Consider the following 13,076-nt stretch of genomic DNA (forward strand, 5'->3'; position numbering starts at 1 on the left):
TGGCTCGACCTCCCGATGCTCCGGCACGCCGCGCGCGTCTCCGGCTTCACGGGCGTCGCGGTCAACCACGTCGACGTGCTCGCCGGACTAACCGAGCTGAAGGTGTGTACGGGCTACGAAATCGACGGCGAGGAGATCGACACCGTCCCGTCCACGACCGACCGGTGGGAGCGCTGCGAGCCGGTGTTCAGGGAGCTGGGCACCTGGGAGGAGTTCGACTCCTCCGCGGTCGCCGAGGAGGGCTACGGCGCGCTACCCGCCGCCGCACGGGAGTACCTGGAGTTCGTCGCCGACGAGACCGACACGCCCGTCTACGCGGTCGGCGTCGGTCCCGACCGCGAGGAGACGGTCGAGCTGACCAACCCGTTCGAGGAGTAGGACTGTCGCCCGTCCGCGGGTCGGACCGAATTTCCCGTTTACTCCCGCGAGTCTATCGCGTTCAACGCCGACACGTCCTCGTCGGTGAGGGACAGCTCCGCGGCCGCGACGTTCGATTCGAGGTGGTCGACGCTCGACGTGCCCGGGATCGGCAGCGTCACGTCGGAGTGGTGGAGGAGCCACGCGAGCGCGACCTGTCGGGGCGTGGCGTCGTGACGGTCGGCCACCTCGCCGAGCACCTCCGCGACGCCCTCCTCGTCGACCGTGTACATCGGCCCCCACGGAATGAATCCCACGTCGTTGCGCTCGCAGGCGGCGAGCACGTCCTCGTCGTCGCGGTGCCCGACGTTGTACCGGTTCTGGACCGTCGCGACGTCGACGATCTCCATGGCGGTCTCCAGCTGCTCGACGGTGACGTTCGAGAGGCCGACGTGGGCGATCTGCCCGGCGTCTTTCATCTCCGCGAACGCGTGGACCGACGCCTCGAAGTCGGTGTCGGGATCGGGCCGGTGGAACTGGTAGAGGTCGATGGTGTCCGTCCCGAGACGGTCGAGGCTACACAGCACCTGGTTCTTCAGGAAGTCCGGATCGCCGTGGGGGAGCCAGTCGCCCTCGCGGTTGCGGAGCAGCCCGGCCTTCGAGGCGACGACGACGTCGTCGGGGTCGCCGAGCGCCTCGCCGATCAGGCGCTCCGAGACGCCCGGCCCGTAGGAGTCGGCCGTGTCGACGAAGTCGACGCCGAGGTCGACGGCGCGCCGGAGGACCGCCTTCGCGTCGTCCTCGTCGTCGGGTAGGCCGACGATGTCCTCGCCCGTGATCCGCATCGCGCCGAAGCCGAGCCGGTTCACCGTCAGGTCGCCGCCGACGTCGAACGTGTCGCTCCGGTCGGTGGTGTCTGAAGCCATTGTCGGCGATTCGCGGGCCACGCCCAAAGTCGTGGGGATGATGGAAGGGGAGTTCCCGCCGGTCGCCGCGACCGCCCGCCCGTCTTGCGCGCGTCGCTACTCATAAACCGCCCCCGCGTGATCGTGAGGTATGGACGCCGAGCGCGAGGTACTCGACGTGTTGGCGCGGAACGCCCGCGAGGACATCGACGACATCGCGGCCCAGACGGGCCTCGACGCCGACGCGGTAGCGGAGGCCATCGCGGCGCTCGAAGCGAACCACGTCGTCCACGGCTACCAGGCCGTCGTCGACTGGGACCGCGTCGACGAGGGGAAGATCCGGGCGCTCGTCGAGATCAACGTCGAGCTCGACCGCGAGACGGGGTACGAGCAGGTCGCAGATCGGATAGCGAAGTTCCCCGCGGTCGACGCTCTCCACCTCGTCTCCGGCGACTACGACTTCGCCGTCGAGGTGCTCGGCGAGACGATGCAGGACGTCTCTCGGTTCATCTCGGAACAGGTCGCGCCCATGCCGGAGGTCACCCAGACGGTGACCCACTACATCATGGAGACGTACAAGGACGGCGGGATCCGGTTCGAGGACGGCGACGACGACGACCGCCTCTCAGTCTCGCCATGAGGCTGTCGGACCGCGCGCGCGAGCTCCCCGAGTCGGGGATCCGGAAGTTCTTCGAGCTCGCGGAGGCGCGCGACGACGTGATCTCGCTAGGGGTGGGCGAGCCCGACTTCTCCGCGCCGTGGGCCGCCCGCACCGCAGCGATCGACTCGCTCGAACGCGGGAAGACCTCCTACACGTCGAACCGCGGGATGGCCCCGCTCCGCGAGCGGATCGCCGCCCACCACGAGCGGTACGACCAGTCGTACGACCCGGCCGACGAGGTGCTCGTCACGACCGGCGCGAGCGAGGCCGTCGACCTGGCGCTCCGCGCGCTCGTCGACCCCGGCGACACGGTCGCCGTCCACGAGCCGACGTACATCTCGTACGGCCCGGGGATCGAACTCGCGGGGGGCGAGCAGCTGACGGTCCCCACGCGGGCCGAAGACGACTTCGCGCTCACCCGGGACGCGCTGGAGGCGTCGGGCGCGGCCGACGCGGACCTCCTCGTCCTCTGTTACCCGAACAACCCCACTGGGGCGACGATGACCGACGAGGGGTTCGCCGAGGTCGCCGCCTTCTGCCGCGAGAACGACCTCCGAGTGATCGCCGACGAGATCTATTCTGCGCTCACCTACGGTGCCGACCACGCCTCGGTCGCCACGCGGCCGGAGATGCGCGAGCGCACCGTCGTCGTCAACGGCTTCTCGAAGGCGTACGCCATGACCGGCCTCCGGCTGGGGTACGCGCTGGGGCCGAGCGACGCGATCGACGCGATGAACCGGATCCACCAGTACACGATGCTGTCGGCGCCGACGACGCCGCAATACGCCGCGATCGAAGCGCTCGACCGTTGTGACGACGAGGTCCGGGAGATGGTCGACGAGTACAACCGCCGGCGGCGGCTCGTCGTCTCCAGGTTCAACGAGATGGGCCTCGACACGTTCGAGCCCGGCGGCGCGTTCTACGCGTTCCCCGACTGCGGCGGCGACGACGAGGCGTTCGCCGAGGAGCTGCTGGAGGCGCAGGGGGTCGCGGTCGTGCCGGGCTCCGTCTTCGGCGCCGGCGGCGAGGGCCACCTCAGGGTCTCGTACGCGACCTCGATGCGAGAGCTGAAGGAGGCGACCGACCGGATCGCGACGTTCGTCGAGAACCGCTGAGGCGTTCGCCGGGCCCGAAGCGGGCGAGCGTCGTCACCGTCCCGCGGTGTAAACGAACAACTCATCGCGAATTGTTCGCCGTTCGCCAACGATTATCACGCGTTACTCTGATTTGGGGACATGGATTTCCAGCTGACGGACGAGCAGCGCCAGTTACGCGAGGAGGTACGGAAGTTCGCCCGGGAGGAGATTCGACCGGTCGCGACGGAGTACGACGTCGCCGAGGAGTACCCCCACGAGGTGATGGAGAAGGCCGCGGAGATGGGGCTGCTCGCGCCGCACGTCCCGGTCGAGTACGGGGGCGTCGGCTACTCCTCGCTGGAGAACGCGATCCTCACCGAGGAGCTGTTCGCCGCGGACCCCGGGATCGGTCTCTGCGTCTCCAGCGCCGGCTTCGGCGCCGAGGCCCTGATGGAGTTCGGCACGGACGAACAGAAGGAGCGGATCCTCCCCGAGGTGACCGCCGGCGACGCGGTGATGGGCTCGGCCATCTCGGAGCCGCAGGCGGGGTCGGACGTCACATCGGTCGCCACCCGCGCACGGAAGGACGGCGACGAGTGGGTGATCAACGGCTCGAAGATGTGGATCACGAACGGCACCGTCGCCGACTACTTCGTCGTCGTCTGCGAGACGGACCCCGAGATCGAGGACCGCTACTCCGGCTACTCGCAGATCCTCGTCGAGGGGGACCGCGCCGGCCTCACCCGCGACAAGATCACCGGGAAGCTCGGCATCCGCGCGAGCGACACCGCCGAGCTCCGGTTCGACGACGTCAGGGTGCCGGAGGAGAACCTGATCGGCCAGCGCGGGATGGGGTTCCTCCAGCTCATGCAGTTCTTCGACGAGACCCGCACCGCGGTCGCCGCGCAGGGCGTCGGGATCGCCCGCGGCGCGGCCGAACGCGCGCTGGCGTACGCGGAGGAGCGCGAGCAGTTCGACCGTCCGATCAGCGACTTCCAGGCGATCAAACACAAGCTCGCGGAGATGCACACGAACACCGAGGCCGCCCGCTGGCTCACCTACCGCTCCGCGTGGGCCGTCGACAACGAGTCGGGGGACCTCACGGCGCTCGCGTCGATGGCCAAGGAGTTCGCCTCGCGTGTCGCCGTCGACGTCGCCGACGAGGCGGTCCAGGTCCACGGCGGCGCCGGCTTCGTCAACGACCACGACGTCGAGCGGCTCTACCGCGACGCGAAGATCACCCAGATCTACGAGGGCACCACCGAGATCCAGAAGAACATCGTCGCCCGCGAGCTGCTCGACGACGGGATCTGAGTCTGCGTCTCGTCGTCGACGGGGCTACTCCCCGTCGTACTCCATCGCGACCGAGTTGATGCAGAACCGCTTGCCGGTGGGCTCGGGGCCGTCGTCGAACACGTGTCCGAGGTGCGAGTCGCAGTTCGCACACCGGACCTCGGTGCGCCGCATCCCGTGGCTCGTGTCGACCGTCGTCGTCACCGACTCCTCCTCGGCGGCGTAGAAGGCGGGCCAGCCGCAGCCGGACTCGTACTTCGTCTCGGCGTCGAAGAGGACGGTCCCGCAGGCCCGACAGCGGTACTCCCCGTCGTCGGGGTGGTGGTCGACGTACTCGCCGGAGAACTTCGCCTCCGTGCCGCTCTCGCGGAGCACGCGGTACTCCTCCTCGGAGAGCCGCTCGCGCCACTCCTCGTCGGTCAGGTCCCGCGGATCGACCGCGTCTCGCTCGCTGGTTTCGCTCATACGCCGAGTAGGGGACCCACGCTCAAGGGGGTTGCGGCGGTCGCGGTCCGTCGGCTCGGATGCCCCAAATCGTATTCGTGCGGGCACCGATCGAGGGACATGGCACGCGAAGTCACTCACGAGGAGCGGGGGCCGGCGATACTGGACGAGTCGGACATGGGCGACGACGACCTGATCTACGTCTGTCAGTGCGGTCTCTCCGACTCGAAGCCGCTCTGTGACGGCTCGCACAACGCGACCGCCGACGAGGACGACGGCGTCGTGTACAAGTACGCGAACGACGACGCCGACGGCGAGCGTCGCGTGGTCGGCGAGACTGTCCGCGCGGACGAGTAGCGCGGACTCAGATCACGCCCATCGCGTCGAGCCGCTCGGGGAGGTAGGTGTCGGTGACGAAGTCGAGCCCGCGGCTCGCGAGCGACTGCTGTTCGGACTTCTTGCCGATGTCGAGCTGGAGCTCGATCTGCTCCTCCCAGTAGTCCGTCTGGAAGCGGGGGTCGTCCAGCTCCGACTCGAGGGCGTTCACGTCCGAGTCGGAGAGCGGGTCGGCCGGGAGGTCGTACTCGACGATGTCCTCGGGCTGAATCCCGACGAACTGCGCCTCCGGCGTGGCCAGGTACTTCGAGAGGTGCGCGGACTTGATCGAGCCGTACGCCACGGAGCCGTAGATCCGGTAGGACCACGGGTCGCCGTCGGCGAAGACGGCGACCGGGACGTCGAGCTCGTCGTGGACGCGCTTCGTGATCCGGCGGGTCGCCCGCGCGGGCTGGCCCTTGAGGTGGATGACGAGGCAGTCGTACTCCTCGTCGAATCCGTTCTCGACGAGCCGGTCGCGCATCCCGCCCGTCTCGACCGCCAGCGCGAAGTCGATGTCGTCGTCGAGGAACTCGATCATGTCCGGGTTGTTCGGGATCTGGTAGCCGCCGGCGCCAACGTCCTTCTGACAGTGGATCTCGCGTTCGCCGCGACGGGTCTGCTCGCGGATCAGGAGCGGCCCCATCAGGGTCGCGCCCGACTCCTCCGGCCGCATGTGGAAGTCCTCCCGGGTGACCCCCGTGACGATCTCCAGGTCCTCCACGAGGTCGTTGGACTCGTCCTGCGTGGAGAACTGCGCCTCGTCGTTGTCCCACGACTCCGAGAGGTAGTACAGCTCCCGCAGCGTCGACGACCGGTCCTCGTCGAGCTGGTTCGCGAGGAACTCGATCGTGTACGCCGCCTTCAGCAGCTTGCGGGCGCCCCGCACCGAGTTGGCGCTGCGCGTCGACGTGCGGTCGCCGTACGTCCACACGCCGCTCTCGGTGTCGTACTGGATGTTGCTCTTCGTCCGCGTCGGGAGCTCTAGCTCGGGGATCCGTCCGACCGCGAACTGGTCGTAGAAGTCGGCGGCCAGGTCGATGAGCTCGTCTCGTGCGTCAGTGTCTGTCGTCATTTACGCGTTCACCGTGAGTTTCTCGGTCTCGACGCCGCCGACGCTGATCTCGAAGTCGGCGCCGTCGGCCACGCTGTAGGTCAGTTCCCGCTCGTCGCCCGAGGGCACCTCGGGTTTCCACTGCACGAACCACTCGCCGTCCACGTCCACGACCGTGCCGTCCGAGAGGTCGGTCGGCTCGGCCGAGACGATGTCGGTGATCTCCAGCCGCTCGCTCACGTCGGAGTGGTTCTCGACGACGAGCGTCACCGTCTCCCCGTTAGTCTCGCGCTCGACGCTGACGTTGTTCATGATCCGGGCGAGCGCGCCGCTGATGTCGGGACGCGGGCGACCTGTGACCTCCGAGACCTTGTCGGCCATCTCGGGGAGGATCGCGCCGAGCACGTCCTGCTTCTCGCGGCGCTGCTGCATCGAGCGCCGCTTGTTGAGGTACGACTTCAGCTCGCGGGCGGCCTCCCGCACCGCGAGTTCGATCTCGTCTTCGATCGAGGGGACGTTCGCGAGCGCGTCCTTCGACTCGCTCGTGAACGGGACGTTCGTGGAGGCGACGTGGATCGATATCACGGCCGGACCGTTCGGCATCCCCGACCCGCCGGGCTGGTCGAGCCCGTAGTTGCGCCACCCGATCGACTTGATCACGTCCGTCGTCGCGCAGGCGCCGCGCTGGTAGACGAGCGGGACGCGGTTCGCGAACCGCAGGAGCTCGACGGATCCCTCCGCCGGAATCTCGCCGCCGTAGGCGATGCCTGCCTCGACGATGAACGGGTCGCCGCCGTGGACCTCGGCGTCGCGGGTCGCCGCCGCGTAGAAGTCGGCGTCGTACTCCTTGCGCAGTCCGGCCTCGACGAGCTCGGCCGTGATGGGCGCGAGACAGTCGGTCGGCGGCGCCAGGATGTCGGTGGTCCGCATCGCGGCCAGCAGGTCGGCGGACGCGTCCCGGTCGGCGGCGACCTCGCGGACCTTCGGCGGGTCGTCCGGAACCGTCCGGGCCCGCGACCAGAACGCCTCGACGACGTTCTCGCGGGCGGTCTCGCCGAACGTCGCGTCGTGCTGCTCGGCGACGAAGTTCGCCGCGTCCGCGACGAGCCGCTCCAAGTCGCCGCGAGTGATCCGGAACGCGTCGCCGTCGAGGTTCAGGAACCGGCGCGTCAGGGCGTCGGCCATCGCCTGCACCGCGGCGTCGTCCTTCCGGGTCGAGGTCGCCTCGTCGACGAGGGCGTACGCGTCGGCGACGAGCGGGGACTCCGCGGGCCCGTCGTCGGCCTCGCCGTCCGCGGGGCCGGCGGCGACGACTTCACCGTCGGCGTCGACCCCGGTGATCGCCCGCCACGCCGCGACGGTCGCGTTCTCGCGGACGGTCCCGCCGAACGTCTTGCCCGTGTCGTCCTCGACACGGTCGGCGACGTTCCCGACGATCGTCGCGAGCTCGGACCGGCAGAGGCGGTCGTTGCCCGCGACCGTCTCGGCGACGCCCTCGGCGAAGTCGGCCGTCGCCGCCTTCCCCTTGTTGGCGACCGCCTCGCCGACCGCGGCCGCGACGTCGCGGTCGTCGTGCGCCCGCGGCGGCGTCCACGAGAGCTCGCGGCCGTAGTGGACGTCCCGGAAGTTGTCGATGACGCCGTCGGCGGTCTTCTTGCCGACCCGGGTGAACTCCTCCTGGAGGAACCCGGAGACGGAGTACGACTCGGTCGCCTCCAGCATCTTGATCAGCGCGCCCAGCTCGACGCCGTGGGGGTGTGGGCGGATCTCCTCCGTCTCCGCCGGCAGCTCGTCGGTCGCGCGCTCGAACTTCCACGGCTCGTCGAGCCCCGGCTCGCGCAGCTCGATCCGGGCGTGGGGGTTGACGACCGCGGTGTGTTTCACGTAGTCGTGGAGCTGGTTGCGGGCGCGCATGTTCGCCTCCATCTCCAGTTCGATCCGCGTGCCGTGGGGGCGGTCCCACGTCGTCTCCTCGTCGGCTTTGATCTCCGGCTCGTTCGTGTCGGTGTCGATGATGAGCTCGAAGTACTGCGCCCGCGACTGTCCCTTCGGGCGGGAGGTGATCTTCGCGGGCTGTCCGGAGGTGAGCTGCGAGTACAGCACGGCCGCCGAGATCCCGATCCCCTGCTGGCCGCGCGACTGCTCGCGGGCGTGGAACCGGCTGCCGTACAGGAGTTTCCCGAAGACCTTCGGGAGCTGTTCTTTCGTGATGCCCGGCCCGTTGTCCTCGATGACGAGCCGGTAGTAGTCGCCCACCTCTTCGATCTCGATGTAGATATCGGGGAGGACGCCGGCCTCCTCGGTCGCGTCGAGGGCGTTGTCGACCGCCTCCTTGACGGCGGTGACGAGCCCGCGGGCGCCCGAGTCGAACCCGAGCATGTGCTTGTTCTTCTCGAAGAACTCGGCGATGGAGATCTCGCGCTGGCCCTCGGCCAGCTCCTCCGCGATCCCCTCCTCGTCGCCGATCGTCGACTGGAAGGACGTCATTCGGTGTCCTCCCCTTCCACCGAGGCACCTAAAAACGCACCGCCAGGGTGGTGAAAGTGAAAGTCGGTTCGCGAGGCGCCGAACCCCCCGTCGATCGGACGTCGCTCACTCGGCTCCGCTCTCGACCGCTCCGACGGCGCTGGTCCGCTGGTTCGTGCCGCCCACGAGCCGCAGGAAGTTCTCGAAGACCCGGCCCGGGGTGACGTCTCCGAAGGAGAACGCCCCCTCGTCCCAGTCGAACCGCGCTGTGAGCTCCTCGCGGTGTTCGGCGGCGATCTCCGGGTGGAACTGCACGGTCCACAGCGGCGCGGTCCGGTGGCGGGTGCCGAATATCCGGGCGTGATCGGCGGACGCGATCAGCTCCAACCCCTCGCCCAACTCGGTCACGACGTCGCCGTGCAGCGAGACGACGACCTGCTCGACCCCGTCGAAGATCGGATCGTCGTCGAGCTCCGCCTCGACGAGACCGGCGGTCGTTCCCACCGCCTCGACGGCGCCGCCGAGCGCGGAGTTCACCACCTGGTGACCGAAGCAGACGCCGAGCGTGGGGACGCCTCGGTCGACGAGCTCCCGGACGAGCGACTCCTGCTCGGCGATCCACGGGTGCTCGTCGGCCTCGTACACTCCCGCGGTGCTTCCGGTGAGGACGACGCCGTCGGCGTCGTCGAGGGAGACGCGGTCGCCCGCGACGAAGTCGATCTCGATCGCCTCCGGGAACCACGACGCGAGCGCGTCACAGTGGTACTCGCTGTCGGGATCGGGCTCGCTGCGGACCACATAGATGGTCGGCGCGTCTGCGTCGGTAGCGCTCATGGATACCGTGGTTCGGGTCCGAAGCGTCTTAGTTGTGCCCCGGTCGCGACGGGTGTGACGCTCTCGGTCGGACGCGTCCTGTACCCGCTCCAGTGACGATCGGGCATGTCGCCGACGAAGTGCCGGCGCCGTCGCTCTGAGCGGTAATATACGCGGAACGCGTTTCGAGAGCTGTCCGTCGTCGCCGGTCGCGGGTGCGGCCGAGCGAGTTACAGTCGAGTGAGGTTCTTCGCGCGCGGACCCTTGTCCGCCTCCTCGATCTCGAACTCTACCTCCTGGCCTTCCTCGAGGTCCGGGCCGCCGACGTCTTCCATGTGGAAGAACACGTCCTCGTCAGCGTCGTCAGTCTCGATGAATCCGTAGCCGCCAGTGTCGTTGAAGAAGTCGACCTTGCCTGTCGCCATCGCATCCTAACAGTGTCTCGACTGGGACATAAGTGTTGTGTGCGTCCCAGATACCCCGTTATCCGCGGTTTTGGATATCATGCGTGACATTCACGGTCGTTTCGGGACCGAGACACCGGCCGAGGGGACGCCTCGGTTATCGGTTTTCCTTCGCGATCTCAAGCGAGATGAAGAAGCCGAAGTACGCCGGGATTCCGGCGAGCATGAACATGTACAGCACCCACTGCGGGGCGCTCGCGAACGCGACGTCGTACAGGAGCGACACGAGGCCCACCCACGCGACCGCGAACAGCAGGTCCTGGAGCATTCCGGTCCGGTTCTCGGTGACGTGTGCCCGCACGCGGTCGGCGAGGGTCTCCTCCTCCGTGTCGTCGCGCTGGTTCGTGTCGGTCATGAGTGTGCGTGTCAGTCGAGAGCACGTCGGTCTTCCGGAAGCGAGTCGGTACGGCGGCGCGAGAAGGGAGCGCCGGACGGTCCGGCGCGGTCGCGGCTCAGTCCTCGTCCAGGTAGTCGACGACGAGCACCGGAACGTGCGTCGAGCGCAGCGTGCGTTCGGTGACGCTCCCGAGGAGCGCGCGCCGGACGCCGGCGCGGCCGTGGCTCCCCATCACGATGAGGTCGATCTCGTGGTCCTCGGCGTAGTCGGCGATCAGCTTGTGCGGCCGGCCGCCGGAGACGTGTTCGACGACCTCGACGCCGCGCTCAGCGCCGCGATCGGCGACGAAGCCGGTCGCCTCGTCGGCCTGGTCTTTCAGCTCCTCCATCTCGCCGAACCGGCCCTGCTTGAGTCGGTCGACCTGTTCGGTCCCCAGACTGAGGTGGACCGAGTCGATGTCGACCACGTACAGCGCGTGGACCTCGGCGTCGTACTTCTCTGCGAGGTCGAGCGCGTGGTCGACCGCGAACTCGGCGACGTCGCTTCCGTCCGTGGGGATCAGGATGCGTTCGTACATGGATCACTCCTCCGTGGCCGCGTCGTCGGTTTCGATTCCCGCGTCGTCCGTTGCGCGGCCCCCGTCGGTCGCCACGTCCTCGCCACCGTCGGCGACGACGTCCTCGGCCGTCTGCTGCTGGCGCATCGGCTCCGGGCTGTGGCACTGCCGGACGATCCGCTTGGTCTCCATCGGCGGCTCGTCGGTGACGAGCGAGACGACGATGGTGACTGCGAACACGACCGGCACGGCGACGAGCGCAGAGCCGATCGCGGGCACCCACGTCGCGAGCGTCGCGTTGAGCGGCGCCTCGAGGCCGCCGACGTAGTTGGGGACGACCTCGTTGATCATCGGGATCGTCCAGATGGTGAGGCCGGTCGTCATGCCGGCGAGTGCACCCTGGCGGTTCGTGTTCTCCCACCACATGCCGAGGAAGAACATCGGGAACAGCACCGCGCCGGCCAGCGAGAACGCGTACGACACCAGCGCGGCGATTGGCGCCGCCGGGTTGAGCGCGGCGAGCGTCGTGAGGACGCCGAGCAGGACGATGCTCAGCCGACCGACCAGGATCTGCTGCCGCTGCGTCGCGTCGGGGTTGATGATGTTCGTGTAGATGTCGTGGGAGATCGCCGACGAGCCGGCGATGAACAGCCCGGCGACCGTCGCGATGGCGGCCGCGATACCGCCCGCCGCGACCAGCCCGACGAACCACTGGGGCAAGTTCGACAGCTGGGCGGCCAACACGACGATCACGTCGGCCGCGTCGGCGGTCATGCCGGGGTCACCGTACACGTCACCGATGTTCTCCGAGTACAGGTCCGTCCCGAACGCCGCGAACGCCGGCGCGCTCAGGTAGAGGATACAGATGAAGAACAGTCCCCACACGGTCGACCAGCGAGCGGTCCGCTCGTTCTCGACCGTGTAGAACCGCACGAGCACGTGTGGGAGCCCACACGTACCCACGATGAGCGAGAACGTCGTCGCGATCCACAGGTAGTACGTGGAGTTGACGAACGGCTCGGAGAACTCGCCGCTCAGGTCGTTTATCAGCATCCCGTACTCGATCTGCGGGAGCACGGTGGAGTAGTCGTTCGTGAACCCGACCGCGAACAGCCCGGCGACGAACGCGACGATGAGGATGACGTACTGGACGGCCATGTTCTTCGTCGCGCCCAGCATCCCCGAGAGCGTCAGGTAGCCGACCGTGATGGCCATCATCACGACAACCATCGACTGGTAGCCGCTGAGCCCGAGGATCCCGAGATCGCCGAAGATGTACAGCCCGACGAGCCCCATCCCTCGCGCCTGTCCGATGGCGTAGACGAAGCCGATGAGGAACGTCGTGACCGCGCCGATCGCGCGGGCGGTGTCCGAGTTGAATCGGTCGCCGACGAAGTCGGGCGCCGTGTACTTCCCGAACCGGCGCAGCTGCGCCGCGAGGAAGATGAGCAGGATGAAGTAGCCCGTCGTCCAGCCGACGACGAACACCAGCCCGTAGAAGCCCGAGAGGGCGATCGATGCCGCCATTCCGAGGTACGACGCCGCTGACATCCAGTTCGCGCCGATCGCCATCCCGTTTTCCAAGTTCCCGATGGACCGCCCGGCGACCCACATGTTCTCCGTGTCGGCCACGCGGAAGATGAACCCGATGGCGATGAACACGAGCAGCATGCCGATCACGAGGATCGCGGGCAGCGCCTTGAACGAGACGTTGAGCCCCTCCGGGAGCAGTTCGCTCTGGAGCAGCGTCGCCGCGAGCGTCATGCGTCACCCCCCACCACGTCGTGGTCGATCCCGTACTTGTCGTCGAGCTCGTCCCGTCGGCGCGCGTACCACGCGGCCAGGATCAGCGCGCCGCCTGGTGCACCGATGGCGACGAGGAAGTAGTGGAGCGGGAACCCGATGATCGGCATCGTTGTCGTCATGGGACCGGGAGCCAGATACGTCGCCGTCACCGGACCGAAGACGACGAGTACCCAGATCGCGAATCCCGTCCAGACGATCCGGAGGTGCTCGCGCATGTACGGGGTGCTCGGGTTCAGGATGTTCACTTCCGCGTCGAGGTAGTCGGTCTGTCGGTGCTGCTGTGCCGCGCCCGTGGCGACGCCGCCGTCGGTGGCCGCGTCGTCCGCTGCGCGACCCCCATCGGTGGCCGCGTCGTCCGCTGCGCGACCCCCATCGGTGGCCGCGTCGTCGGTACCGTGTAAGCTATTATCTGTCATGTGTCGTGTTGTGTCGTAGCGTGTCGGTGTGCGTTGAGTATCCGATTCGATCG

General features: G+C 68.2%; 15 protein-coding genes. 5 read left to right on the forward strand and 10 right to left on the reverse strand.

The features are described from left to right. Window positions 1–378 (forward strand): adenylosuccinate synthetase (locus U4E84_RS01250; RefSeq protein WP_322530278.1); only part of this gene is annotated, 378 nt, incomplete at its 5' end. A gap of 38 nt (window positions 379–416) precedes the next feature. Here U4E84_RS01250 and U4E84_RS01255 read toward each other — a convergent pair. Further along, window positions 417–1,283, reverse strand: coding sequence for an aldo/keto reductase (locus U4E84_RS01255; RefSeq protein ID WP_322530279.1), 867 nt, complete (start codon window positions 1,281–1,283; stop codon window positions 417–419). 130 nt (window positions 1,284–1,413) lie between these two features. Between U4E84_RS01255 and U4E84_RS01260 the strand changes: the two genes are divergently transcribed. The 3 genes from U4E84_RS01260 to U4E84_RS01270 all read left to right on the forward strand — a co-directional run bounded on the left by U4E84_RS01260 (window position 1,414) and on the right by U4E84_RS01270 (window position 4,313). Further along, on the forward strand, window positions 1,414–1,902 hold the full coding sequence (locus U4E84_RS01260; RefSeq protein WP_322530280.1) for an Lrp/AsnC family transcriptional regulator: 489 nt from the start codon (window positions 1,414–1,416) through the stop codon (window positions 1,900–1,902). Then, window positions 1,899–3,038: an aminotransferase class I/II-fold pyridoxal phosphate-dependent enzyme gene (locus U4E84_RS01265; RefSeq protein ID WP_322530281.1), complete on the forward strand. Its 1,140-nt coding sequence runs from the start codon at window positions 1,899–1,901 to the stop codon at window positions 3,036–3,038. Before U4E84_RS01260 ends, U4E84_RS01265 begins: the two co-directional genes overlap by 4 nt. Window positions 3,039–3,158: 120 nt before the next feature. Next, window positions 3,159–4,313 carry an acyl-CoA dehydrogenase family protein gene (locus U4E84_RS01270; RefSeq protein ID WP_322530282.1) on the forward strand — a complete coding sequence of 385 codons (1,155 nt, stop codon included), beginning with the start codon at window positions 3,159–3,161 and terminating at the stop codon, window positions 4,311–4,313. Window positions 4,314–4,337: 24 nt separating this feature from the next. Here the strand turns inward: U4E84_RS01270 and msrB are convergent, their stop codons facing one another. Then, window positions 4,338–4,757, reverse strand: a complete 420-nt coding sequence (gene msrB / locus U4E84_RS01275) for a peptide-methionine (R)-S-oxide reductase MsrB (RefSeq protein ID WP_322530283.1) — start codon at window positions 4,755–4,757, stop codon at window positions 4,338–4,340. A 99-nt stretch (window positions 4,758–4,856) separates the two neighbouring features. Between msrB and U4E84_RS01280 the strand changes: the two genes are divergently transcribed. Further along, on the forward strand, window positions 4,857–5,093 hold the full coding sequence (locus tag U4E84_RS01280) for a CDGSH iron-sulfur domain-containing protein (protein WP_322530284.1): 237 nt from the start codon (window positions 4,857–4,859) through the stop codon (window positions 5,091–5,093). A gap of 7 nt (window positions 5,094–5,100) precedes the next feature. On the opposite strand, the gene U4E84_RS01285 is transcribed toward U4E84_RS01280, so the two are convergent. The 8 genes from U4E84_RS01285 to U4E84_RS01320 form a co-directional block, all read right to left on the reverse strand. Beyond that, on the reverse strand, window positions 5,101–6,186 hold the full coding sequence (locus tag U4E84_RS01285; protein WP_322530285.1) for a DNA topoisomerase IV subunit A: 1,086 nt from the start codon (window positions 6,184–6,186) through the stop codon (window positions 5,101–5,103). Further along, window positions 6,187–8,652, reverse strand: a complete 2,466-nt coding sequence (locus U4E84_RS01290; RefSeq protein ID WP_322530286.1) for a DNA topoisomerase VI subunit B — start codon at window positions 8,650–8,652, stop codon at window positions 6,187–6,189. It lies immediately after the preceding gene. A gap of 105 nt (window positions 8,653–8,757) precedes the next feature. Then, window positions 8,758–9,465, reverse strand: a complete 708-nt coding sequence (locus U4E84_RS01295; RefSeq protein WP_322530287.1) for a type 1 glutamine amidotransferase — start codon at window positions 9,463–9,465, stop codon at window positions 8,758–8,760. Between the two features lie 209 nt (window positions 9,466–9,674). Next, window positions 9,675–9,869 (reverse strand): cold-shock protein, encoded by a 195-nt coding sequence (locus tag U4E84_RS01300; RefSeq protein WP_095635894.1) that lies wholly within the window; start codon window positions 9,867–9,869, stop codon window positions 9,675–9,677. A gap of 136 nt (window positions 9,870–10,005) precedes the next feature. Next, window positions 10,006–10,263 (reverse strand): hypothetical protein, encoded by a 258-nt coding sequence (locus U4E84_RS01305; protein WP_322530288.1) that lies wholly within the window; start codon window positions 10,261–10,263, stop codon window positions 10,006–10,008. A 97-nt stretch (window positions 10,264–10,360) separates the two neighbouring features. Beyond that, a complete protein-coding gene (locus tag U4E84_RS01310) occupies window positions 10,361–10,822 on the reverse strand; it encodes a universal stress protein (RefSeq protein ID WP_322530289.1) in 462 nt (153 codons plus the stop codon). Window positions 10,823–10,825: 3 nt separating this feature from the next. Continuing rightward, window positions 10,826–12,565, reverse strand: a complete 1,740-nt coding sequence (locus tag U4E84_RS01315) for a VC_2705 family sodium/solute symporter (RefSeq protein WP_322530290.1) — start codon at window positions 12,563–12,565, stop codon at window positions 10,826–10,828. Beyond that, window positions 12,562–13,023 carry a DUF4212 domain-containing protein gene (locus tag U4E84_RS01320; protein ID WP_322530291.1) on the reverse strand — a complete coding sequence of 154 codons (462 nt, stop codon included), beginning with the start codon at window positions 13,021–13,023 and terminating at the stop codon, window positions 12,562–12,564. Before U4E84_RS01320 ends, U4E84_RS01315 begins: the two co-directional genes overlap by 4 nt. Window positions 13,024–13,076 lie beyond the last annotated feature (53 nt).

Source organism: Halorubrum sp. AD140, assembly GCF_034497445.1.
Taxonomy (GTDB): Archaea; Halobacteriota; Halobacteria; order Halobacteriales; family Haloferacaceae; genus Halorubrum.

What these genes read in the sequence shown, in the direction of transcription:
- U4E84_RS01300 (WP_095635894.1), bottom strand. Translation starts at nt 9,869, where the DNA reads ATGGCGACAGGCAAGGTCGACTTCTTCAACGACACTGGCGGCTACGGA.
- U4E84_RS01320 (WP_322530291.1), bottom strand. Translation starts at nt 13,023, where the DNA reads ATGACAGATAATAGCTTACACGGTACCGACGACGCGGCCACCGATGGG.
- msrB (WP_322530283.1), bottom strand. Translation starts at nt 4,757, where the DNA reads ATGAGCGAAACCAGCGAGCGAGACGCGGTCGATCCGCGGGACCTGACC.
- U4E84_RS01290 (WP_322530286.1), bottom strand. Translation starts at nt 8,652, where the DNA reads ATGACGTCCTTCCAGTCGACGATCGGCGACGAGGAGGGGATCGCGGAG.
- U4E84_RS01310 (WP_322530289.1), bottom strand. Translation starts at nt 10,822, where the DNA reads ATGTACGAACGCATCCTGATCCCCACGGACGGAAGCGACGTCGCCGAG.
- U4E84_RS01260 (WP_322530280.1), top strand. Translation starts at nt 1,414, where the DNA reads ATGGACGCCGAGCGCGAGGTACTCGACGTGTTGGCGCGGAACGCCCGC.
- U4E84_RS01270 (WP_322530282.1), top strand. Translation starts at nt 3,159, where the DNA reads ATGGATTTCCAGCTGACGGACGAGCAGCGCCAGTTACGCGAGGAGGTA.
- U4E84_RS01295 (WP_322530287.1), bottom strand. Translation starts at nt 9,465, where the DNA reads ATGAGCGCTACCGACGCAGACGCGCCGACCATCTATGTGGTCCGCAGC.
- U4E84_RS01285 (WP_322530285.1), bottom strand. Translation starts at nt 6,186, where the DNA reads ATGACGACAGACACTGACGCACGAGACGAGCTCATCGACCTGGCCGCC.
- U4E84_RS01305 (WP_322530288.1), bottom strand. Translation starts at nt 10,263, where the DNA reads ATGACCGACACGAACCAGCGCGACGACACGGAGGAGGAGACCCTCGCC.
- U4E84_RS01280 (WP_322530284.1), top strand. Translation starts at nt 4,857, where the DNA reads ATGGCACGCGAAGTCACTCACGAGGAGCGGGGGCCGGCGATACTGGAC.
- U4E84_RS01265 (WP_322530281.1), top strand. Translation starts at nt 1,899, where the DNA reads ATGAGGCTGTCGGACCGCGCGCGCGAGCTCCCCGAGTCGGGGATCCGG.
- U4E84_RS01255 (WP_322530279.1), bottom strand. Translation starts at nt 1,283, where the DNA reads ATGGCTTCAGACACCACCGACCGGAGCGACACGTTCGACGTCGGCGGC.
- U4E84_RS01315 (WP_322530290.1), bottom strand. Translation starts at nt 12,565, where the DNA reads ATGACGCTCGCGGCGACGCTGCTCCAGAGCGAACTGCTCCCGGAGGGG.